Origin of the sequence: Hyphomonas polymorpha PS728, assembly GCF_000685315.1 — a bacterium.
Classification (GTDB): domain Bacteria; phylum Pseudomonadota; class Alphaproteobacteria; order Caulobacterales; family Hyphomonadaceae; genus Hyphomonas; species Hyphomonas polymorpha.
The window spans coordinates 133,158-154,733 of the sequence record NZ_ARYM01000005.1; the positions used below are offsets into that span (position 1 = coordinate 133,158).

General features: G+C 58.9%; 17 protein-coding genes and 1 pseudogene. 7 read left to right on the forward strand and 11 right to left on the reverse strand.

What is annotated here, in order from left to right; translation table 11 throughout:
- Positions 1-45 precede the first annotated feature (45 nt).
- A complete protein-coding gene (locus HPO_RS05945; RefSeq protein WP_084324192.1) occupies positions 46-1,194 on the forward strand; it encodes an alpha/beta hydrolase in 1,149 nt (382 codons plus the stop codon).
- A gap of 111 nt (positions 1,195-1,305) precedes the next feature.
- Positions 1,306-2,202 carry an ROK family protein gene (locus tag HPO_RS05950; RefSeq protein WP_035595714.1) on the forward strand — a complete coding sequence of 299 codons (897 nt, stop codon included), beginning with the start codon at positions 1,306-1,308 and terminating at the stop codon, positions 2,200-2,202.
- A gap of 100 nt (positions 2,203-2,302) precedes the next feature.
- Here HPO_RS05950 and HPO_RS05955 read toward each other — a convergent pair whose 3' ends face one another.
- Entirely contained in the window at positions 2,303-3,688 is a 1,386-nt protein-coding gene (locus tag HPO_RS05955; protein WP_206742133.1) for a neutral/alkaline non-lysosomal ceramidase N-terminal domain-containing protein, read from the reverse strand.
- Positions 3,689-4,051: 363 nt separating this feature from the next.
- Here HPO_RS05955 and HPO_RS05960 point away from each other — a divergent pair, with 363 nt between their 5' ends.
- Positions 4,052-6,160, forward strand: a complete 2,109-nt coding sequence (locus HPO_RS05960; protein WP_035595716.1) for a TonB-dependent receptor — start codon at positions 4,052-4,054, stop codon at positions 6,158-6,160.
- 220 nt (positions 6,161-6,380) lie between these two features.
- On the opposite strand, the gene HPO_RS05965 is transcribed toward HPO_RS05960, so the two are convergent.
- The 3 genes from HPO_RS05965 to HPO_RS05975 are packed head-to-tail and all read right to left on the reverse strand — an operon-like array spanning position 6,381 to position 9,924.
- Positions 6,381-6,701, reverse strand: coding sequence for a hypothetical protein (locus HPO_RS05965; protein ID WP_035595717.1), 321 nt, complete (start codon positions 6,699-6,701; stop codon positions 6,381-6,383).
- The gene (gene ctaD / locus HPO_RS05970) at positions 6,698-9,244 is read right to left on the reverse strand and encodes a cytochrome c oxidase subunit I (protein ID WP_051612348.1); all 2,547 of its coding nucleotides are present in this window, start codon (positions 9,242-9,244) and stop codon (positions 6,698-6,700) included. The genes HPO_RS05965 and ctaD overlap by 4 nt, the downstream gene beginning before the upstream one ends.
- The gene (locus tag HPO_RS05975; protein WP_035595720.1) at positions 9,241-9,924 is read right to left on the reverse strand and encodes a cytochrome c oxidase subunit II; all 684 of its coding nucleotides are present in this window, start codon (positions 9,922-9,924) and stop codon (positions 9,241-9,243) included. The genes ctaD and HPO_RS05975 overlap by 4 nt, the downstream gene beginning before the upstream one ends.
- A gap of 24 nt (positions 9,925-9,948) precedes the next feature.
- Here HPO_RS05975 and HPO_RS05980 point away from each other — a divergent pair, with 24 nt between their 5' ends.
- Complete coding sequence (locus tag HPO_RS05980; RefSeq protein ID WP_035595722.1) at positions 9,949-10,461, forward strand: DUF2231 domain-containing protein; 513 nt, start codon at positions 9,949-9,951, stop codon at positions 10,459-10,461.
- On the opposite strand, the gene HPO_RS05985 is transcribed toward HPO_RS05980, so the two are convergent.
- The 4 genes from HPO_RS05985 to otsB all read right to left on the reverse strand — a co-directional run bounded on the left by HPO_RS05985 (position 10,422) and on the right by otsB (position 14,447).
- On the reverse strand, positions 10,422-10,928 hold the full coding sequence (locus tag HPO_RS05985; protein ID WP_035595724.1) for a CopD family protein: 507 nt from the start codon (positions 10,926-10,928) through the stop codon (positions 10,422-10,424). The two genes, HPO_RS05980 and HPO_RS05985, sit on opposite strands and share 40 nt — an antisense overlap.
- A complete protein-coding gene (locus HPO_RS05990; RefSeq protein WP_035595726.1) occupies positions 10,925-11,668 on the reverse strand; it encodes a cytochrome c oxidase assembly protein in 744 nt (247 codons plus the stop codon). Before HPO_RS05990 ends, HPO_RS05985 begins: the two co-directional genes overlap by 4 nt.
- 299 nt (positions 11,669-11,967) lie before the next feature.
- Positions 11,968-13,737 carry a glycoside hydrolase family 15 protein gene (locus tag HPO_RS05995; RefSeq protein WP_035595728.1) on the reverse strand — a complete coding sequence of 590 codons (1,770 nt, stop codon included), beginning with the start codon at positions 13,735-13,737 and terminating at the stop codon, positions 11,968-11,970.
- Positions 13,734-14,447: a trehalose-phosphatase gene (gene otsB / locus HPO_RS06000; protein ID WP_035595730.1), complete on the reverse strand. Its 714-nt coding sequence runs from the start codon at positions 14,445-14,447 to the stop codon at positions 13,734-13,736. Before otsB ends, HPO_RS05995 begins: the two co-directional genes overlap by 4 nt.
- A gap of 343 nt (positions 14,448-14,790) precedes the next feature.
- Here otsB and HPO_RS06005 point away from each other — a divergent pair, with 343 nt between their 5' ends.
- On the forward strand, positions 14,791-16,227 hold the full coding sequence (locus HPO_RS06005) for an alpha,alpha-trehalose-phosphate synthase (UDP-forming) (protein WP_084324193.1): 1,437 nt from the start codon (positions 14,791-14,793) through the stop codon (positions 16,225-16,227).
- A 66-nt stretch (positions 16,228-16,293) separates the two neighbouring features.
- Here HPO_RS06005 and HPO_RS06010 read toward each other — a convergent pair whose 3' ends face one another.
- Positions 16,294-17,145, reverse strand: a complete 852-nt coding sequence (locus tag HPO_RS06010; RefSeq protein ID WP_035595732.1) for an SDR family oxidoreductase — start codon at positions 17,143-17,145, stop codon at positions 16,294-16,296.
- A 141-nt stretch (positions 17,146-17,286) separates the two neighbouring features.
- On the opposite strand from HPO_RS06010, the gene ku reads away from it, so the two are divergent.
- Together ku and ligD are read left to right on the forward strand one after the other, a co-directional pair.
- A complete protein-coding gene (ku, locus tag HPO_RS06015) occupies positions 17,287-18,123 on the forward strand; it encodes a non-homologous end joining protein Ku (RefSeq protein WP_035595734.1) in 837 nt (278 codons plus the stop codon).
- A 1-nt stretch (position 18,124) separates the two neighbouring features.
- On the forward strand, positions 18,125-20,551 hold the full coding sequence (gene ligD / locus HPO_RS06020; protein WP_035595736.1) for a DNA ligase D: 2,427 nt from the start codon (positions 18,125-18,127) through the stop codon (positions 20,549-20,551).
- 27 nt (positions 20,552-20,578) lie between these two features.
- Here the strand turns inward: ligD and HPO_RS06025 are convergent, their stop codons facing one another.
- Both HPO_RS06025 and HPO_RS21200 read right to left on the reverse strand, forming a co-directional pair.
- A complete protein-coding gene (locus HPO_RS06025) occupies positions 20,579-21,262 on the reverse strand; it encodes a site-specific integrase (protein WP_051612350.1) in 684 nt (227 codons plus the stop codon).
- A 60-nt stretch (positions 21,263-21,322) separates the two neighbouring features.
- Positions 21,323-21,571: pseudogene (locus tag HPO_RS21200) on the reverse strand (DNA topoisomerase IB); the annotation flags it as partial.
- Between the last annotated feature and the right edge of the window lie 5 nt (positions 21,572-21,576).

Consider the following 21,576-nt stretch of genomic DNA (forward strand, 5'->3'; position numbering starts at 1 on the left):
CTGAGCCTGTTTTCCATCCGCTCAAAGATAACATCGGAGGGTCGAATGAAAGTCCTGTTCCTGGAACGCCACATGCCAGCGTGGCGCCTTCTGCGCCCACTTGTGGCATCATGCGCTGGCCTGCTCGCAGCGTGTACGCACCAGCCTCTCCCGCCGCCCCCGGAAACCAGCACTCAGGTAAGTGTGGATCCAGACGGGCTGGTGCATGTCCCGGCCATGTTGGTTCCGGTGTCCGAATATCTCAGTCCGGAGGGCAAGGCATATCTCATTGATCACCTGCTCACGATGAAGAATCCCGAACTGCTGAAGGAAGTTGAGGGCATCGGCGGCCCGGCATTCCTCAAGGGATATATTGACCGGCAGAGAGAGCTCTTCGCCGTCCAGAAGTCCGAAACCGAAATTGGCGGTGTTCAGGTTTACGATTACACGCCCTCAGAGGGCATCAAGCCAGAAAATCAGAACCGTGTGCTGATCAATTTGCATGGGGGCGGGTTCATAACTTGCTGGCCCGCCTGCGCCGAGGTGGAATCGATGCCTGTCTCCGCGCTGGGAGGCTACAGGGTTGTCGCGGTCAACTACCGCCAGGCACCCGAATACAAGTTCCCTGCCGCCAGCGAAGATGTCGCGGCCGTCTACACAGAACTCCTGAAAACCTATCCGGCAGAAAACATCGGTATCTTTGGCTGCTCGGCGGGCGGAATGCTGACCGGCATGTCGCTGGCCTGGTTTCAGAAGCATAACCTGCCGACGCCCGGCGCGGCCGGTATCTACTGCGCCGGATCGGCCGCGCCGGTCAACGGCTTTGGCGGCGACGCAAACTATACGGCCACGGCCATTGGCGAGGCACGCTTCATCGCCCCGCTGCGCCCAACCGCCAGCGCTTCGGATGCTCCAAAGCGTTCAATGATGCCCTATCTTTCAGAGGTTGACCCGTACGACCCGCTCGTTGCGCCCGCTCACCATGACGAGATTCTGGCGGCCTTCCCTCCAACACAGATCATCACCGGCACCCGGGGATTTGAACTCAGCTCAGCTGTCTACACCCACAGCAGGCTGGTGAAGCTGGGCGTGAAGGCAGATCTGCATGTCTGGGAAGGCATGTTTCACGGCTTTTACAGCAATCCGGACGTTCCCGAATCCCAGGACGCCTACAAGGTGATGGTCGACTTCTTCGACGAGCACCTCGGAAATTAGTTGCCGGGTCGAGTTTGAGAGAATCCCGCCGGCTTTATGGACCTGGGCCCCCTCAAACATCACCCTATGACATACACCACGAGCTCTCCACCTTGGACGGGATGATACAGCATGGTCGCAGAAACACGCGTGGCCGCAATTGAACTTGGCGGAACAAAATCCATCGCGATTTTGGCGGAGGGTAACACCGTGGTCGATCAGGTATCGGTTCCCACTACCACTCCGGAAGAAACGCTGCCCCACCTGCGCGACCAACTGAAAAGCTGGCACGCCGAAAAGCCCTTCTCGGCAATTGGGATTGCATCCTTTGGCCCCGTCCAGCTTCGACGACAAGCGGAGAACTTCGGCAGCATACTGAAAACCCCCAAACCATTCTGGACAAATGCCGATGTCGCGGGGGAACTTACGAGCCCTTTCGACTGCCCCTGGGCCATCGATACCGACGTGAACGGTGCGGCACTTGCCGAGTATCGCTGGGGCGCGGGACAAGGCTGCACCAGCATTTGTTACATCACAATTGGCACTGGCGTCGGCGGCGGTATGGTTATCAATGGGCAACCAGTACATGGCTTCATGCATCCGGAAGTCGGGCATGTCCGCACACGCCGATCTCCCAATGACGCGTTCGCGGGCGCCTGCCCCTTCCATGGAGATTGTATCGAAGGGCTCGTTTCCGGCCCTGCCCTGGCAGCGCGTTTTGGGCGGCCGATGAGCGAAGTGAACGACGCAGATCCGCTCTGGATGCTTGTCGCCAACGACATCGCAGAACTGGTTTCCCTGCTGCTGCTGACCACATCAGCAGAGCGCGTATTGTTTGGTGGCGGCGTCAGCACCTCCCGGCCCTTTCTGCTTCCCTTGGTACAGAAACGCGCCCATGAGCTCCTGGCTGGATATCTTCCCATTCCGCAAACGGAAGATTTGTTTCCAATCGTCCGGCAAGCAGGACTTGGCAGCCTGGCGGGACCTCTGGGCGCGGTTGCGCTGGCTCACTCCGCACTCGGTATATGAAGCAGAATGCTGGCAAGCTACCACATACTGCCAGTTTCCAGGCCCGCCGGACAGGATCAGGGCGTGACCCTATCCGGCTTCCTGAACAGAGTGATGTAGATCAGTCGGCCGACGTCCCAGTATCTTCGATCAGGTCAAGGAATCCATTGACGATTGCCGTTTCAGCACAGCCTGGTTTTACCCGGGAAGAAACAACCTCAAAGGTGTTCTGAGCGAATGCCGCATCATTGGGAATGTACCCCGAGCGGGACATGCCATTGGTCAATGTCGCAACGATTGAGTTCTTGATGGGGGACTCCGCTTTGAACCGCTGGGCAATCATTGTGAAGATTTCCGCATCGATTCCCCCGATCACGGTGTCACCGATTCTCAGGAGGCTGAGCTTCATCGGTACGGAGTCGGCGTCCTCGTAAACACCCGCGTAACCGGCGCGCCCTTTATCAAGCCGGTTCCGCCCAGGGCAACTGACCGTCATCTGCGCCCCGGAAATCGAAGCCTGCGTCACCGGCCGCGCCAACCCGGAACGCAGAACATGAAGCACCTCTTCACCGAGCATCTGGCCCAGCGTGGCATTCATCTGCTTTTGTTGCTCCATCAGCATCGCCACTTTGGGATTTGACCTGTCCATCCCTTGCCCACCGGGAGGCATTGCGTTGCTGATATCCTCTCCGCGCGCGGCGAAGTCGGCAATTCGGATTTCCCTGAGATCATAAGTCTGCTGGAAAAAGATCGGGTTCTGGTCGCCAGCGGCACCATAGGAAAATACCGCAACCGCGTCTTCCCCAAGGGACTCCTCAATGTAACCGGATGCCGCGCCGGGAATATCACCGCTGATCAGATCAAGGTTGCCCGTGATCACCGGATGTACCGCGTAATTGTAGTATACCGCGATGGGGGCTCCATCGAGGGATTGGAAGCTCAGCACAGCGACAGTCTTGTCAGACGGTCCCTGATAGTTTGGCCCTTCCCACCAACGGCCGGTCGCCGGATCGATGATGTTTCTATTTACGTTGATGTAGGAGACACCCGTGCCCGAAGCCATTTTTGCGGGCTGAAGCGCGGCCGCAGCCTCTTCAACAGCCTGATACAACTGCTCCTCATAGCCCACGCTCCAGCCGAAGGGGACGCTGTGTGTATGGGTCGCCGTCAGAATGACCTGATTTGCCGGAATACCCAATTCTGCTTCAGCCTTGGTGGTAAGCCTCTGCCAGATCTCATTCGGTATGGCGCCGGCATCCACTGTCACCAGCGCCGCTCTTTGCGCGCCGTTCTCCAGCACAATTGCCCGGACATGAATGGGATCCAGAATGCCTGTGAATATCCCGGGCAGCTTATCGCCTGATGGCGTGATATCGACCTTGGACGCACCCGCTTTCAATACGGCTTCCTGCGCAAGAGACGCCGATAGTGGCGAGAATCCTGCAACGATAGATATTGCGGCAACTGCGCTGCGCAGCGCGAAAACGCTTGAAGATATTTTGGTCAAGTGAGCCTCCCTGAGCGGATTTATTACAACCGTTTGCAAAACGCGTAAGGGCGTTACACGGACAACGCAAGTCAGAGACGGTGCCGCAATCCGGTTTTGGCCCGTTGCCGGGAATGATCCGTCCCCTGATTCTGCGCCCGATGAGGCGCTCAATGCTGCGCTGCGCCATTATATCTGCAGCTAAGGCTTGGCTTGGGCATTCCTCGGGTACGCAGAAACCGGCGAGCACAGCCCGCCACCGAACAACAGTTGCAAATGCAACACTCGGGTCAGTTTATTTGCTGTTCCATCTTGGAATAGCTTGACGAGCGCGCTATGCAAACGTTTGTATAGTTCTGAGAAAATGACTTCTGGGAGGAAGTAATGCATCGTTTCCGCAACGCTTCAGCGATCTCGCTGATTCTCGCTCTTTCCGTGGCCGCCGGCACTGCCAACGCACAAACGGACGAGTCCACATCCACAGACAAAGAATACGAACTGGGCACAGTTACCGTCACAGCCTCCAAAACCGGGGCACAGGAACTGCAATCCGTCCCCTTGGCCATCCAGGCATTCTCCGGGGAGGAGATGAAGGTACGCAACATCACCACGGTCGACGATCTTGTATCGACGGTTCCGGGTGCATCTGAAGGTTTCCGTCAGTCCGTCAGTTCCCGAATCTACAATCTCCGCGGCGCCGTGAGCAGCAACGGCGATTCGCCGATCGGCTATTATCTCGACGACGTTCCTTTTGTGGTGCCGAATTTCGGTATTGCCCCGCCGGTGCGCTTCCTGGACATGGAACGCGTTGAAGTTCTGCGTGGCCCGCAGGGCACGCTTTACGGCCAGGGTTCTTCCGGCGGCGTCTTCATTTTCCACACCCGCGATCCCAACCTCGAGAGGGTTGAGTATTCTGCCGAAGCAGAAACCTCGCGGACGAGAGGCGCCGAAGACTACAATTATGGCCTCGCCGGCGCGCTCTCCGTCCCGATCATCAAGGACAAGCTCGCCATCCGCGTCAGCGGCGGCCATTCACGCAATCCGGGTTGGGCGGACGCCTATTACGGCCCGTATGATGGCACCCCGGACGAAGAAGACGTGAACGGCGCGAAGAACGACGATTATCGTATCGTTGCGATGTACAAGCCCGCCGACAACGTCACGCTTCGCGCACAATACTGGAACTTCCAGCCGAGACAGGACTTCACCGGCTTTACGGCGTCAGTGAACCCTCCCTACTTCCAGAATACTGCCGGACAAAAAGGCTTCAGCAACGGGGATTTCACCCTGATGAGCTTTACCGGCACGGTGGATTTCGACAAATTCTCTGTCACCAGCGCAACCAGCCATCTGGAAGGCGATTTCGGGATCAACATCCCGCTTTCACCGGCCGGATCATTCTCCAGCCAGTTCGGCCCGAAACTGTTCTCGCAGGAAGTTCGTGCAAACTCCAACGGTGACGGCCCCCTCCACTGGCTGGTGGGCGCCGCCTATCAGGATGGCGAAGGCCCGCAGTTCAACACGCTGACGCTGCCCGTTGTTGTGATCAATGCGGACAACAATACGCTGACGGAGAACTTCGCCGTGTTCGGTGAGGTCAGCTATGAACTGTTCGGGGGCAAAGTTGTGCCTCTGGTGGGTCTGCGGCAATACTATGACACCCGTACGTTTGAAGACGCCACCGCATCGCTTCCGACCGAAGAGGAAGTGACCACCTGGCGGGTCAATATTTCCTATCTTCCTACTGACGATCTGACGATGTTCGTATCGGCAGCAACGGGCTTCCGTCCGGGTATCGTGCAATCGCGCGTACAGGTACAATCCCTCGAGGATGCAGGCATCCCGACGGATGTGGCTCTGGACCCGGAATCATCCAAGAACTACGAGTTCGGCCTCAAATGGCGTCACCGTGAACTTGGTCTCAATTTTGGTCTGAACCTGTATCAGCTGGAGTATACCAACCTCCAGACCAACACGCCCGGCGCAATTGCCGATGTGAACGGCTTCACCAATTTCGGCGACGCCACCACGAAGGGTGTGGACCTGGAAATCCGTTGGGATACGCCGATCGAGGGTCTGAGCTTGGGTGCTGTGGGCAACTTCAACGACAGCAAATACGATACGGTAGACCCGGTGGTGCAGACAGCCCTGCCGATGTTCCGGCCTGGTTCGCGTCTCGTGAACACGCTGGATCAGAACTACCGCTTCGACATCAACTACAACCGCGACCTCGGCAACGATATTACCGGCTTTGGCAATATCGGGTTCAGCCATTCGGGCGATCGCCTGCAGGCGAACGGTTTGACCGCAAATCCCTATGACATCGTCAACATGACTCTGGGTCTGCGGTTTGAACGGTATGAATTTGCGATTGTTGGAAACAACCTTGGGGATGAACGTGGCCCGACATTTCTGGGCACCAATGGCCCCCTGTCCGGTTCCGGCCCAACGCCGCGCACGCTGGGCGTGAGGCTGCGGGTTCTTTCCGAATAACCAGCCGCAAATGGGTCTGCCTTCCTGAAATTGAAGGCAGACCCATGCGGACGGACACCTATCCCGCCAGCCCCCGCTGGCGGGATTTCTTTTGGTTCCCGGCATGGTCAGGCGATGGACAAATCCGGACAACTTCGGAAAAAGCCGGACAATTCCCTGTCAAAACAATGCTCCCAAATGGACAACGCGCGCCGTCCGAAGGAGGCACCTCCAGAGCACATCAGCAGCTGCTGGCGAACAAGACTGGCACGAGAGTGAACAGGCTTGCGAAGAGGCCGACCAGCGCTCCAGCACGGGGAAGCCATGTTTCACGGTCTTTGCCAGCGGGCAGACGTAACAGAAGCCAGCCTCCCGCCGCGATACCGGCCAGCCAGCCCAGCAGCATCAGCAGGCGGTGAAGGCTGACGGGCCCGGCCTGGATGCCGCTCCAGCCTGAGGCGCACCCGGCGCCATGCAGGGCGTATACAAGGGTGAAGGTCGCCGCCCAGATTGCGGGGCCGAGCGCCACGAGACCAAGCCAGCGAAGCCCTCCTCCCTTCATTGGCTGAGCCCCTGCGCCCAGATCACGGCTGCGGAGATCGCTGCGACGGCGAGCGTATAGCTTTGCCAGAGGTTCCAGTTGCGGAGCGCGCCGAGAGGGCCTGCGGCAAGTTCTCCCCGCCGCGCCTGATCCAGGGCGAACGCGGCAAAGACGGCGGCAATGAAAATCTGGAGCGCCACGTAACCAAGCAGAGCGGCGCGAACTGCATGCTGGGCATGAGCCCGGGGATCACCAAGCTGCCAGATGGCGAGACAGGAGAGCGCGGCCAAAGTGGCCAGATTCGCGGCGAGCCCGAAGGCAATAAGCCGCAATGGGCTTTTCGCCCGCGAGACCTCTTTCACAGCGCGCCCGGGAACAAGGGTTGCCAGAGCCGAGGCCAGCAGACCGCCTGCGATCAACATCGCGGATACAGCCACCTCTCCCTCCACGGGCGGAGCCGGCGGCCCCGGCGACACGAGCGTGATGAAAGCGAGACCGAAGATCAACGAAGCAAAAAATGTTCCGTTAGCGAACAGAAAGCACGCCAGACCGCTGGCGGCAAGGGTGGAGGGGCTGTCGTAATGCGTTGGCAAATGTATACCCGGCGCTACTTCCACTGCCGGAGTATTGCCGGCAGGCACAAGGGCGCGCCCCCAGCGCCACACAAACCAGAGCACCGGAAGCAAGGCTGCCACCGCCGCATAGTAGAAGCTGAACAACATCATCAGCACAAAAACGCCAATGGAAGCCGCAAGCTTTATGGGCAAAGCCGTATTGGTGGGGAGGATGCCGACATGCTGCGGCGTCGCATGGCCTATGCCCGTCACCAGAACTTCCCGCTGTCCGCGCGGGGCACCCGGCAGCACGCCTTCCCCCCGCGCGAGCGCCAGGGCAACCGCCGGACCGCCCGCATATTCATTACCCGTCATATCCGGGCGCGGAAGGGAAGCGAAATTGTAGACCGGCGGCGGCAAGGCCATTGCCCAGTCAAGTGTCGGCGCCTTCCAGGGATCCCTGCGTGAGCGCTTTCCGAGCCATGCCTGAAAAATGCAATCCAGCGCGAAAAGCGCAAAACCGAACGTCATGATGAAGCCGAACACGGAGGAGATAAGGTTCAGCACCTCCCATTCCGGATGGTTCGGATAGATATCAATCCGGCGGGGCATACCGACCAGTCCCGTCAGGTGCATTATGAAGAAGGTGCCATGAAAGCCGACCAGAATGGTCCAGAATGCCAGTTCGCCGAGGCCCTTGATGCGGCGGCGTCCGGTGATCATGGGCAGCCAGTAGGTAAGCCCCGCCATCATCGGGAACACAAATCCGCCGATCAGAACATAGTGGAGATGCGCTGTGACAAATGCCGTGTCATGAGCCTGCCAGTTGAACGGCACGATGGCGAGCATCACCCCCGTCAGGCCGCCCATGACGAAGGTGAAGAAGAAGCCCAGAATATAAAGCATCGGCAGCTTGAGCTGAGGCCTGCCTTTCCACATGGTGCCGATCCAGGCAAAGATCTGCACTGCCGTCGGCACAGCCACCAACAATGAGGCGGCCGAGAAGAAGGCGAGCGCCATATGCGGAATTCCGACGGCAAACATATGGTGTACCCAGAGACCGAAGCTGAGGAATACCAGGCCCAGGATGGAGGCGACGATGGCGCCATATCCGAGTATCCGTGTACGGCTGAGGACCGGAATAACTGTGGACAATACGCCCGCGGCAGGAAGGAAAATGATGTAGACCTCGGGATGCCCGAACAGCCAGAACAGATGCTGCCAGAGCAAGGGATCTCCCCCTCGCTCGGGGTCAAAAAATGGCCAGCCGAACGCCCGCTCTATCTCCAGCAGGACCGAACCGAGGATCAGCGGCGGAAAACCCGCCAGCATCATGACGGCTGCGCCCAGTATGTACCAGGCAAACAGCGGCATCTGGGTGAGCTTCATGCCGGGCGCCCGCATGCGCAGGATGGTCACCGTGATTTCAACCGCAGCCGCGAGCGCCGAAATCTCGACAAAGGTTACGCCCAGCAGCCAGACATCGGCATTGATGCCGGGAGAATATGTGCTGCCCGAGAGTGGGGTGTACATGAACCATCCGTCGCGCGGCGCGACGCCAACCAGCAGCGCGCCGATAAGGATCATTCCACCGAACAGGTAACACCAGTAGCCGAAGGCAGACAGGCGCGGAAACGCCATGTCCCGGGTTCCCAGCATCTTGGGCAGGAGGTACATGGCCAGCCCTTCCAGCATCGGGATGGCGAACAGGAACATCATGATGCTGCCATGCATCGTGAATATCTGGTTATAGATTTCGGTGTCGAGGAACGCGCCCTTGCGGGTGGCAAGCTGTGTACGGATGAGCATGGCGAGAATGCCGCCGATGCCGAAGAAGACAAGTGCCGTACACATGAAGCGCAGGCCGATGGTGGAATGGTTCACGGCTGTGAACACGCCGCGCATCCCCGGCGCGTTGCTCCAGACGCGGGTGAGCTCGCGGTGCAGGCGGAGGGCCGGCTGCGGAGGGTTTTCCAGACGCTCTGTGGAAGACGTTGGGTTTTCGATCATTCCGAAGCCTCCTCCGCCGGCGCAGGCACGTCTGCTGGCCACTCGGCCGGGTCGTGCGCGATAACGCGGAAGCGATGTGTCGCATAGCCGATCCCACAGAACTCCGCACACCGGCCTTCATAGATGCCGGGGCTTGCCGCCTGGATGCGCAAGACATTCTCCCGGCCGGGGATGGCGTCCATCTTTCCGGCAAGACGCGGCACCCAGAAGGAATGAATAACGTCTGCCGAGGTTATCCGTACATCGACGGGTTGGCCCGCAGGGATATGAAGATCACGCCCAGCCTCCACCATCGCCCCATCCGGGCCCGGATGCGTGAAAGTCCAGCTCCATTGCTGAGCGTGGGCGTGAACTTCAATAGCCGCGTCTCGCGGCACAAGCCGCTCTCCAACAGCTACGCCGGCCACCAGCATGCCGCTGAGGATGGCAAGGGAGAACCAGACGCCGAGACCCCATGTCCAGCGGCGCTCTGACACGGCGCGGGGCCGCCCGAAGGATAGCGCCAGCAGCGCCATGACGAAGACTGTCAGGCCCGCCGCGCCGGCAAGAAACACCCACCACAACCAGGAGATCGCCTCTGCGGATGGACCGGCAGGATCCAGCGTCGAGAGAGGCGCTGTGCATGCCTGCGCCGCAAACAGGGGAACCGATAGCGCCCCTATGCGCTTGAGTATCGACATCATCCTATCCGACAGGGGCGCGCCATGAACGATCTTGAAAAACAGCTCAGCGATCCAATTGAGGAGCATCGCGGACTGCACGAGACGGAAACGCGCATTGCTGTTTCGGGCCACCCTTTGCACGCCATGCTGGTGGCCTTTCCGATTGCCCTGACAATGTGTGTTCTTGGGGCCGACATTCTGTTCCTCTGGACGGGCGACGATTTCTGGGCCCGCGCCGCAGGATATGCCGCGTTCGGCGCGTTCTTCATGGGTGTCGCGGCGGGCATAACCGGCACCGCGGAGTTGCTGCTGGTGCGCGGCATCCGCAATCGCACCGCGAGTTGGAGCCATTTCATTCTGGCAGTGATGCTGCTTGCCATTCTCAGCGCGAACTGGATCATCCGCATTGGCGCGCCCGAAAGCGCAGTGCTCCCGGTCGGGCTTCTGGTGTCCATACTGGCTGCTGGGATGACAGCGGTGACGGGGTGGCATGGCGGCAAGCTCGTCTTTGACTATCATATCGGGACAAGATCAGGGGGCAGTTCGCGGTCCTGAGGCTGCTGCAGAAACTCCGGCAATTGATAAAGCAGGGGTGTCAGATTGGGCTTGGCAAGCACAAGCAGCAGAACGCCCGCGATCAGCGCAAGCCCGAACGGTACGGCCAGCACCGGCGATGGCATCTTATAGCTGCCCCTGCCCTCGGCGGTTTTGAGGATCAGGTGTCCAAGCCATACGTGCAGCAAAACCATGAGCGCCACGACAACGAGCTTTGCCATCATCCAGGCATCTCGCAGCTCCAGCAAAATGATCAGAGCCGCGCCGAAGGTGATGGTTAGAACCGCTGCAGGGGTTGCCACGCGGGTATAACCGGCGTGAAGCAGGATACGGAATTCCGTGAACCCGGCCTGGGTGCTGATTTCCCGGCGGCGGCCGTAGATCTGGAGGATTACCGGCAAGGCCAGAAGGCCCGCACACCACACCGACAAGGAGGCGATATGCCCGGCTTTCAACAGCGCAATCATACGGCCGAGACCTCCCGCCAGCCCCGGCGCAGTATCATGGCGGCTATCCATGCCAGCGGGATCATGCCCGGCACCCACATAACCAGTCCGGCGAGTTGCTGATCCCCGAGGGCGGAGAGGCCAAATGCATCGGTCAGCAATATATGTTCAGTATAAAGAATATTTTCGGAGAAGGTCAGGATCGCGCCAATCAGGCCCATCTGACCCGCCAAGGCGGCAAGCAGAAGCGCTGCGCGGACCTGGCCGGCGCCACATTCCGACCTGAAAATCGACACCCAGAATGCAAAGCCACTACCGATCAGCAGAAACTGCATGATCCAGTAGATGAAGTTGCTGTTCCACGCCGCCGAATAGATCGCCGGGACATGCCAGCTCCAGAGAACGAGCGACACTGCTGCGAAAGCGGCGGCGCCAGCGCCGTCAGGAAGGCGAACCCGCCGGAAGGCCATTGCGAGCGCTGGGGCAACCATACAAAGCAATATCAGATGGTGCAGGCTGCGCGCGGAGAAAAGAGCAACCGTTAGCGCGCAAAGAGGTGAAATGAACGCAATCACCAGACCCAGTGAAGCTGTTGCTGCATAAGCTGGCTCGTGGCCGGTCATGCGGACGGACCCGCGGGCATAGAGCCCCCCAGCCAAGACGATCAGCACGAGGCTGATCGCGAACGGATCAAGATTCCAGTTGGCCAGTAGTGTGCTCGCCTCCGGCGGCGGGCCGCAATATGGAATGAATTCACTCATTCCAGTGACCATGTTCCTGAGGACGCGACAGGATCAGCTTCTTGCAGAGGCAAGCGGCAACGATTGATGCCCGCGCCTTTACCGATTGAACCAAGCTCATCAGAGTCCCCTCTTGCCGCCGGGCATTGGCCGAGACGTGCGCAGCAGGTCACCCCGGTTGGAGGTGCCTGCGTCTCGTGCTTCGATCTTAACGGCCCAAGCGCGCTTAGGTTCCGAATGCAGGGTGAAATACCTGCAGACCCCGCCCCCTTTCCTCTGTCTCCAGCTGTCTCAGCTGCCCGTTGGCGGCGACAAACCGCTCAGATCACATCGTCCCATTCCGGGCTGAGCCGTGCGGCGGCGTTGATGATTCCGACCATGGAATAGGTCTGAGGAAAGTTCCCCCACAGCTCACCTGTCGAAGGATCCACATCCTCTGACAGGAGCCCCAGCTGCGTACGGTGAGCAAGAACCGCCTCAAAGATTTCCTGCGCCTTTTCAAGTTCCCCGCTTCTGGCGAGCGCATCAATATGCCAGAAGGTGCAGGCGGTGAACGCCGTCTGCGGAAGGCCGAAATCGTCGGCAACCCGGTATCGGAAGACATGTGTGCCGACGCGAAGTTCCTCATCGATCCGGGCCACCGTGGCCCGGAACTTCGGATCCATAGGCGGCAAAAATCCGATCTCGGCCATCAGCAGGACCGAAGCATCCAGCGCCTCTCCTCCAAAAGCTCCGGTAAAAGCCTGGCGTTGCTCGTTCCAGGCCTGCTGCATGACGGCCGCGTGTATTTCCTTCGCGCGGGCTTTCCAGAATGCGCTGCGATCCATCAGGCCGAGCGCCCGGGCAATGCGAGCCAGCCTGTCACAGGCTGCCCAGCACATTATTGCAGATGAAGTGTGGACCGCCTCACGCCCCCTATACTCCCAGATACCGGCGTCCGGCGTGTTATAGACCTCATAGGCGCGCTGCCCAACGGCTTCAAAATGCTCGAACTCCATCCGCCCCGCCTTTGTCAGGAGGCGCTCGTCGAGGAAGGCCTGCGCGGCGCCCAGAACCACATGTCCATAAACGTCGTGCTGAACATGCTCTGCCGCCTGGTTTCCGAATCGCACGGGACCCATACCGCGATAACCGGGCAGATGGCCGGGAATTTCCTCCGTCAGCGCCTCTTCGAGCGCAATGCCATACACGGGCTGGATATGCCCTCCGCGCGTCCGGGCAACGATGTTTCTTATATAGGCAAGGTAGCGCTCCAGCGTGCCCATCGCCGACAGGCGGTTGAGCGCGGTGACGGTGAAATAGGCGTCCCTGAGCCAACAATACCGGTAATCCCAGTTTCTTGATGATCCTGCATGCTCCGGGATGCTCGTCGTCAGAGCCGCGACGATGCCCCCGGTTTCTTCATATACGCAAAGTTTCAGGGTTATGGCCGCTCTGATTACAGCCGCCTGCCATTTGGGCGGCGTGGCAAGACGGCGGGACCAGTCCTGCCATTGTTCCCTCGTCCGGGCGAGCCAGTCGAGCGCAAGATTTCCCGGCGACTCAGATACCGGATCATCGGGCCCGAGCACGAGGCTTACTGTGCGATCCAGTACAAATTCCGTCTGCTGAGCGACATAGGCAAGCGGCGCATCAGTTGTAATGCGGAATGCGGCTGCATCGTCCAGGAATGAAATGTGGGACACGCCGCGGCGCGTCGGCATCAGAGACTTGCCGCGCCCCGTCTCTGCATCGATCCTTATACAGATGCGCGGCTGGCCACGCAAAGGCTCTATTCGGCGCACGATCGATGCCGGCCGAAACATGCGGCTCCGGTCGGTAAATCTCGGCGCAAAATCGGTTATCTTGATGACCGATCCATCTTCAGCCTCGATTATCGTTTCGAGAATCGCGGTGTTTCGCTCGTAGATCTGCCGGCATGACTTTTTTCCCGCCAGATCGACTGAGAACCGGCCGCGCCCCCCCAAAAGAGTATTGAAAACGGGCTCGCCATCCAGCCGGGGAAGACAAAACCATCCTATTTCGCCAGCGGCATTGATCAGGGCGGCAATTGTGCCGTTGCCGATAATTCCCAGTTCGAGATTGTTCAATTCAGTCCCTCCCGGAGCCAATTCCAAACGTCCTCCGGACCATCGAGCCGGAAAGGAGCAACCGAAGCACCCGCACCCACCTTAATCGCCGCGCCGCCCGCCTGCAGGCAGGCCTGCATCGCCGCTTCATCAGTGGTGTCGTCGCCGATCATCAGAGGCACTCGCCCTGAAAACTCCCTGCGCCGCATGAAGGCAGCGACAGACTTGCCCTTATCGGCATGGTCCGGGCGCGCTTCGATGACCATCTTCCCGGTTTGCAGGGAATATCCTCTGAAACCGGCAACTGCAGCCGACATCTGCGCCTTCAGTTGCGGGCCGGCTTCGGCCGCGCCTCGATAATGCAGGGCCAGCACTTCGCCCTTTCTTTCCATAACCACGCCGGGGTATGGGCTGGCGATCTGCTGAAGCCGCTGCACCAGTTCTGGAGGCGCCGCTGTAAGAACATCGGAGGGGGCTGTGCCCGGCGCGCATATCTGTGCCCCATGCCCGCCCGCTCTCCAAAGTTCCTGTGGAACACGGCGCGTCAGATCGCGCACATCCCGTCCGCTGAGAATGACAAGCCGCTCCTCCAGCCGAGCAGAAACCGCCAGAAGGATCTCGGCGCCTTCCGGCGGCAGATAAACACAATCTGGCTCCTCACGGATGGGGGCCAGCGTGCCATCGAAATCCAGAAAAAGCGCCATGTCAGGTGATAAGCGTGGAAAGTGCATTCGTTCCTGTCAATTCCTGAGCAAGTCTACTTCCAACTTTCCACCAGTTGCGAGGCAGCTGGCAAAGGGGGCGAGCGGATCGTGGGGCCGGTTTCACATAAGCGCTTTGCTAAAAGGAAATAAAGCGTTTCACGCGCCGAGAGGTTCCCAAAGAAAATCACAGCGCAGGATTAGAAATGCGCCGCGTTTTGCCGCCGCGCTAAAGGCCACTCGCTTCGGAATGTGCCTCATTTTTCAGCACACTGAAATATTTTCCAAAAATTAAACCTGCGATCATGCAACCCCACCAGTGCTCATCCGTAAAAAAGAACGGATCTGACAAGTTGGTCCGCCGGAGAACTTCATGTCGAGACTTGTGATATTTTCAAACCGCGTTCCGGCAGATGGTCCTCCGAGCGGTGGCCTCGTCGTCGCTCTCCAATCCACCATGGACAATCGCGGCGGATTATGGATCGGCACGGAGCCGGGAGATGAAGAGCCGCCTGATACTCTAATTCCCAGACCGGGAGAAACGTTCGATCGATTGACGATGCCGCTTAGCCGGGCGGAACATGAGGACTATTATCTCGGTTACGCAAACTCCGTCCTTTGGCCCATGCTGCATGGCCGGGTTGATCTTCTTGATGTCAGCTCCGGTCAACGAGCGACCTATGAAGCTGTCAACAGAAGGCTGGCCAAACTCGCCCGCCCCCATTTGCGGGATACTGACATTCTATGGATTCACGATTATCACCTGATACCCCTCGCTGCGGCTCTCCGCGAACTTGGGGTTACCAACCCCATTGGATTTTTTCTCCATACACCTTTTCCTGACGCGGGGAGTGTTCAGGCTCTTTCCCATAGCGATTCATTTCTCCGGTGGTTTGCGGCCTATGATCTGGTCGGCCTGCAGACCTCACGCGACGTGGCCCGCTTCCTGGACGCTTTCCGCAGCGCGGGCGCCGCGCAGCTGATCTCCGGACGCTGTATAAGATGGCAGGATGAGATCATCCGTGTCGGAAGCTTTCCAATAGGCATTGACGCAGATGGATTCCGCGACATGGCAGAAGATGCCATTCGCACGCAAACCCCTCCTCTGTCTTCACACCGGCTGATGATCGGCGTGGACCGGCTTGACTACACCAAGGGCATACCTAACCGCCTGCGGGGGTTTCAGACCTACCTTCGGGATCACCCGGCGGAAGAGGATCGGATAGCATTTGTTCAGATTGCTCCGCCAACCCGGGAAGATGTCGGTGCCTATATGGATGTGCGCCGGGAACTCGAGCAACTTTCTGGCGAGGTAAATGGCGAGTTTTCAGACATTGGATACGTACCGGTTCAATATATACACCGGGCGGTGGCCCGATCAGCGATATCCGGCTTGCTCCGGCGGGCGGACATCGCGCTGATTACTCCGCTCAATGACGGTATGAACCTGGTGGCCAAGGAATTTGTCGCTGCTCAGGATCCAGAAGATCCCGGCGTGCTCGTGTTGTCGAAGTTCGCAGGAGCCGCAGAACAGTTAGAGGGCGGCGCGGTGTTGATCAATCCTCACGATCCAGCATCGGTGGCAGACGGTATCCGAAAGGCTGCCAGAATGCCTGTCGGGGAACGGAGGCAACGTCATGAACAGATGTATGACATCCTCCGTCAGAGCAATGGAGACTGGTGGGCCGATAGCTATCTCCGCGCTTTGGAGGCATCTGCAGTTATCCGGATCAGCAACCTGGCTTCGCTCGGCCAAGGTAGCCTTGGACCGATGACCAGTCCCCTGACTGCATTTCCAGGCAAGCTTTGAGCGCACATTGGAGCAGAGACACAGCCACTGACCAGGAGCCCCACCCCCGGGGCTCCTGGTCAGTTGTTACGATGCGACGATGATACCCCCGTTGGGGTGAAGAACCTGCCCACTCATATAGCTGGAATCGGCGCAAGCGAGGAACAGGAAGCAGGGCGCCACCTCATTGGGCTGGCCGGGGCGGCCCATGGGCGTGCTCTCCCCGAAATCCTCAAGCTTTTCGGGCAACGCTCCTCCGCAGGGGTTAAGCGGGGTCCAGATCGGGCCCGGCGCCACCGCATTGACGCGAATACCGTCGCCCACCAGGCTCTCCGACAATGACCGGGTAAAAGCGGTGATGGCACCTTTCGTGGCAGAGTAATCCAGAAGATCACTGCTGCCTGCGTAGCCGGTAACGGACGTGCAATTGATGATGCACGCGCCTTCTCCCAAATGCGGTCGCGCCGCGCGGGTCAGATAAAACATGGAATAGATATTTGTCTGGAAAGTGCGGTGCAGCTGGTGATCCGAAATATCCGTTATATCCCTGTCAGGATGTTGTTCTCCGGCATTGTTCACGAGAATATCTAGCTGCCCGAACTCGGAAATCACTTCCGACACAATATCTGCGCAGAATTCCGGGTCGCCCAGATCCCCCTCAAAAAGCCGGCAGCGGCGCCCTTCCGCTTCAACCAGTTGCTTCGTCTTCTCTGCGTCTTCTGTTTCACAAAGATAGGCAACGGCAACGTCTGCACCTTCCCGCGCGAAGAGCACGGCCACCGCCCGCCCAATTCCGCTATCGGCGCCAGTTATCAGAGCGACCTTGTTCTGCAGCCGCTCAGATCCACGATACCGGGGTTCCCAGTCCGGTTTCGGATCAAGCGAACGTTCATTTCCGGGGAGCTTTCCTTCTTTCATCTTTTCATGTTGCAGTGCCATCGGGACCTCCTTCAGTGTTGAAACCAACTAGGGTGCCAATGCGTGCAGCCCGCGAGGGTTGCGCGCTACGAAGTGAAGTTTTCGTCATCAAGGAACTTCCTGCCAGCTGCTGGCTTGTGAGCATGGAAGGACAGATACCTCATGGCAGCCAGACGACCTTATTGGAAAGGCTATCTCAAGCTTTCGCTCGTCAACATTGCTGTTGAACTCTACTCCGCCACATCATCAGGCCACCACATCCGCCTGAACATGATCCACCAACCTTCTGGAAAGCGAATCCGATATCAGAAAGTGGCCGAAGGCGTGGGGCCAGTGGATACCGATGATATCGTGAAGGGGTATGAAATAGAAGACAATGAATATGTTCTGCTCTCTGACGAAGAACTCGATAAGATAAAGCTAGAGAGCAAGCGCACGATCAATTTGATCCAGTTCGTAGATCAGGGAGAGATAGATCCCCGATATTTCGAGAAGCCCTATTATGTGGTGCCCGCCGGAAACGAGATTGCTCAGGAGGGGTATGCCGTTATCGCAGACGCCCTGCGCAAGACAGGGAAAACCGCGCTGGGGCAATTGTCCGTGCGGGGCCGCGATCACATCATTGCCATACGGCCCTGTGGCCGGGGTCTTTTGGGAGAGACACTGCGGTATGCCGACGAAGTACGCGCCTCCGAAGAGGTTTTCGATGTGATAGAAAAAATCAAGATAGACCCGGACATGGCTGCACTGGCAGGCGAACTTATAGAGCGGCGGTCAGAGCCATTCAGACCAGAAGATTTCAAGTCTGGATACCGCGCTGCCCTGCTCGACCTCATCAAGGAAAAGCAATCGAAGGGCACCATATCCGCACCATCCGATGATGATCGCGATTCCGACGCCAAGATTGTTGACCTGATGGAAACGCTGCGGCGCAGTCTTGACGCCGAAAAACAGAAATCTGGCAAGAAAAAACCGCGCCGGAGCAAAAAGGCAGCCTGACATGGCCGGGCAGCGATCTCTTGAAGAATATATCAGTAAACGGAATTTTTCCGAAACTCCGGAGCCTGCGGGCGCAGAGCAGCCAGCGTCTCCGGGACGACGATATGTCGTGCAAAAGCATGCCGCGCGGAGGCTGCATTTCGATTTCAGGCTGGAGCATGAAGGGGTGCTCCTGAGTTGGGCCGTCACCCGCGGTCCAAGCCTTGATCCTGCGGACAAACGCCTTGCGGTGCGAACCGAGGACCACCCGGTGGCCTATGGCACTTTTGAAGGTGTAATTCCGTCAGGATACGGCGCGGGAACCGTCCTGCTCTGGGATGAAGGAAGCTGGATCCCGGATGGCGATGTAGATGAAGCGGTAAAAAAGGGTGTGCTGAAGTTTCAGATTCAGGGCCAGCGCCTTCGCGGCGGATGGGCTCTGGTGCGGATGAAACCCAAGCGCCGGTCTGATCGTGAGAACTGGCTGCTGATCAAGGAAAAAGACGCTGAAGCCAGCACCGACAAAGATCCGGTGGCCATCTGGTCCGAGAGTGTTGCCAGCGGCCTCGACCTTGAAGGAATTGCGAAAGGAAAATCCCATGCGCTACCGGAGTTCATTCCGCCGCAGCTCGCAGTGGCCGTCGATACGCCCCCTGAAGGTCCAGACTGGGTTCACGAAATCAAACACGACGGATACCGGATCCAGGCTCTCATTCAGGGCAAAACCGTTCGGTTGATGACCCGCAATGGCCACGACTGGACCCAGCGCTACCCACCGGTTGCCCGCGCTCTGAGCGCGCTCGGACTTCCCTCCGCGGTTCTGGATGGCGAACTGGTGGCCTTGAACGATGCAGGGCGCAGCGATTTCTCGCAGCTCTCGAACGGCGCCGCAGAACGCCTGACCTATTTCGTTTTTGATCTACTAGAGTTTGACGGCGCGTCTCTGAGGGAGAAGCCCCTTCACGTCCGAAAGAAAAAACTTCGCGCCATCCTGCCATCTGACGGCGTCACCGTCCGCTTCAGCGAGGACCTGCAGGGCGACGGCGCACAGATTGCCCGCGCCGCGTGCCGCATGGACCTGGAGGGTATTGTCTCTAAACGCCGCGGCGCGCTCTACCGGCCGGGACGTCATTCCAGCTGGCAGAAGTCCAAATGCATTGGCCGCGACGAATTCGTGATTGGGGGCTATCGGCGATCAGACAAGAAGGGCCGGCCCTTTGCCTCCCTTCTTCTGGGAGAATACGAGGGCGATCAACTGATCTATCGCGGACGGGTCGGCACCGGTTTTACAGACACGGCTATGGAACAGCTCGCCGGGCGAATGGAAGGTTTGAGACGGACGAAATCTCCCTTCAGCAACATCCCCAGCGAAGCGCGCCGCGATGCTGTGTGGCTTGAACCTCGTCTTGTCGCCGAGGTAACATATCCGGAGCAGACCGCTGCTGGCCTGTTGCGACACTCATCTTTCATGGGGCTGCGAGAAGACAAGATGGCGAAGGAAGTTGGACGTCAGCCTGCGCCCAGAAGCAAGAAGGCCCCTCTTCCCGGCGCCACGGCAAAGGATACCCTGGAGATAGAAGGTGTCTCCGTCACACATGCCACTCGCATCGTTTTTCCCAATGCCGGACTTACAAAGGGTGAGGTGGCCCGCTGGTACGATCTCGCCGCGCCGCGTATTATCCCTTGGCTGAGCAATCGCCCCGTCAGCCTGTTCCGCTGTCCCGACGGAATTTCAGGGGAGTGTTTTTTCCAGAAACATGCCGGCCATCTTCCCGATAAAATCCGCCGGGTGTCAATCCGCGAAAAATCGGGGAGCAAGGCAGACTATCTTCTGATCAATGACAAAGCCGGACTGCTTCAGGCGGCACAGATGGGAATGATCGAACTTCACGGCTGGGCGGCTCGCGCAGATCGCCTGGACAGGCCTGACCGAATGATCTTCGATCTGGATCCCGACCCATCCGTATCCTTCGATCAGGTCAAGGGGGCCGCAGAGGATATCCGGCAACTTCTGGATCAGGTGGGGCTCGCCTCTTTTCCGATGGTAACAGGCGGAAAGGGCGTACATGTTATGGTCCCGCTGATGCGCCGCCATGGCTGGGACGATGTAGGCTCTGTATCGAGGGGTATTGCGCGCAGCCTCGCTCAAGCGGCGCCGGAACGCTTCATTGCCACCGCTTCGCTTGAAAAGCGCAAAGGACGCATTTTTATCGACTGGCTGCGCAATCGCCGCGGAGCAACGGCCATCGTGCCCTATTCGCTCCGGGCCCGAACCAGCGCAGCGATTGCCGCGCCGGTAACCTGGAAGGAACTGGCCACTCTGCCGGCGTCAGATGTTTTCACACCTGAACTGGCGCCCTCGAGGCTTAAAGAAGATCCGTGGAAGGATATCGCCGGTCATCGACAGGCGTTGACCAGTTCGATGATTACCGTCTTTTCGGAGTTCTAACGTACCTGCGGACCTGCCTGTCCGGTCTCAGCCCGAAATCAGAGCGTAGCAAAGCCGCTCGTCTGCACGCAGACGCACAGGGCCGCCCTTGGCAGTTGGGGTTATATTCCGCGCAGCCGCCTCAAGGATCGCCGGGTGGATATATGCACTTCGCGCAACCGCCGGCGTGTTGCCCAGCCAATCCGCCGCCGCCCGCGCCACTTCAGGAATGGAAGGAGGCGGAGCGGCGAGCAAAGCTCTGGTCGCCGCTACGCTACCGCCCCAGGTTCGGAAGTCCTTGGACGTGAAGCCCGCGCCCATCAGTTCAGCGATAAACTGGTTCACCATGCTGGCGGTTATCCGTCCCTCTTCCAGAACGAACAGATCCGGTCCCGGCATCCTGGTAAGATCAATCAGGGCGGCTGCAATCTCTGGATCTTCTACGTTTACCGTCTGCTTCTGGCCACTCTTCCCGGGAAAAGTCAGCAACAACCCATCGGGCTTTTTCCTGAGATGCCGCGACTGCAGAGTCGTCGCGCCGACAGCCCCTGTTCGTTGCCGGTGACGCCGGTGGCCGATCCTGAGGCCCGCACAATCCAGAAGACCGACAATGACGGCAAGAGCAAACTCACGATCGTCAGCGGGCGATCTCAGCTGTCTGCGCAATGCTGCCCTGAGCCTTGGCAGTCGTCGTGCAAACTCCGGCAGGTCCTCAAACTTCGCCGTGGCCATCGCTTTCTGCCAAAGCGGGTGGTAGAGGTATTGACGGCGCCCAGCCGCATCCGTTCCAGCCGCCTGAATATGCCCGCGCAGATCGGGGTTGATCCACACATCTGTCCAGGCAGGCGGAATGATCAGGCTCCGGCATCTTTCCCGGCTTCGTCCGAGAAGCGGCTTTGCGTGAGTGCCGAGATAGCGCCACCCCTTGCCGCATCGAATGCGCCGCCAGCCTGGCGCGGAAAGATCGGAGGCATTCAGACCAGCCATCTCTGCCGAGACTTGATGCCGGGAAAGCGGCGGTTCAGGTTCAGAACTAGACATAAGAC

Coding starts and splice junctions, on each gene's coding strand:
- HPO_RS05945 (WP_084324192.1), top strand. CDS start 46: ATGAAAGTCCTGTTCCTGGAACGCCACATGCCAGCGTGGCGCCTTCTG.
- HPO_RS05950 (WP_035595714.1), top strand. CDS start 1,306: ATGGTCGCAGAAACACGCGTGGCCGCAATTGAACTTGGCGGAACAAAA.
- HPO_RS05960 (WP_035595716.1), top strand. CDS start 4,052: ATGCATCGTTTCCGCAACGCTTCAGCGATCTCGCTGATTCTCGCTCTT.
- HPO_RS05965 (WP_035595717.1), bottom strand. CDS start 6,701: ATGAAGGGAGGAGGGCTTCGCTGGCTTGGTCTCGTGGCGCTCGGCCCC.
- ctaD (WP_051612348.1), bottom strand. CDS start 9,244: ATGATCGAAAACCCAACGTCTTCCACAGAGCGTCTGGAAAACCCTCCG.
- HPO_RS05975 (WP_035595720.1), bottom strand. CDS start 9,924: ATGTCGATACTCAAGCGCATAGGGGCGCTATCGGTTCCCCTGTTTGCG.
- HPO_RS05980 (WP_035595722.1), top strand. CDS start 9,949: ATGAACGATCTTGAAAAACAGCTCAGCGATCCAATTGAGGAGCATCGC.
- HPO_RS05985 (WP_035595724.1), bottom strand. CDS start 10,928: ATGATTGCGCTGTTGAAAGCCGGGCATATCGCCTCCTTGTCGGTGTGG.
- HPO_RS05990 (WP_035595726.1), bottom strand. CDS start 11,668: ATGAGTGAATTCATTCCATATTGCGGCCCGCCGCCGGAGGCGAGCACA.
- otsB (WP_035595730.1), bottom strand. CDS start 14,447: ATGCACTTTCCACGCTTATCACCTGACATGGCGCTTTTTCTGGATTTC.
- HPO_RS06005 (WP_084324193.1), top strand. CDS start 14,791: ATGTCGAGACTTGTGATATTTTCAAACCGCGTTCCGGCAGATGGTCCT.
- HPO_RS06010 (WP_035595732.1), bottom strand. CDS start 17,145: ATGGCACTGCAACATGAAAAGATGAAAGAAGGAAAGCTCCCCGGAAAT.
- ku (WP_035595734.1), top strand. CDS start 17,287: ATGGCAGCCAGACGACCTTATTGGAAAGGCTATCTCAAGCTTTCGCTC.
- ligD (WP_035595736.1), top strand. CDS start 18,125: ATGGCCGGGCAGCGATCTCTTGAAGAATATATCAGTAAACGGAATTTT.
- HPO_RS06025 (WP_051612350.1), bottom strand. CDS start 21,262: ATGGCCACGGCGAAGTTTGAGGACCTGCCGGAGTTTGCACGACGACTG.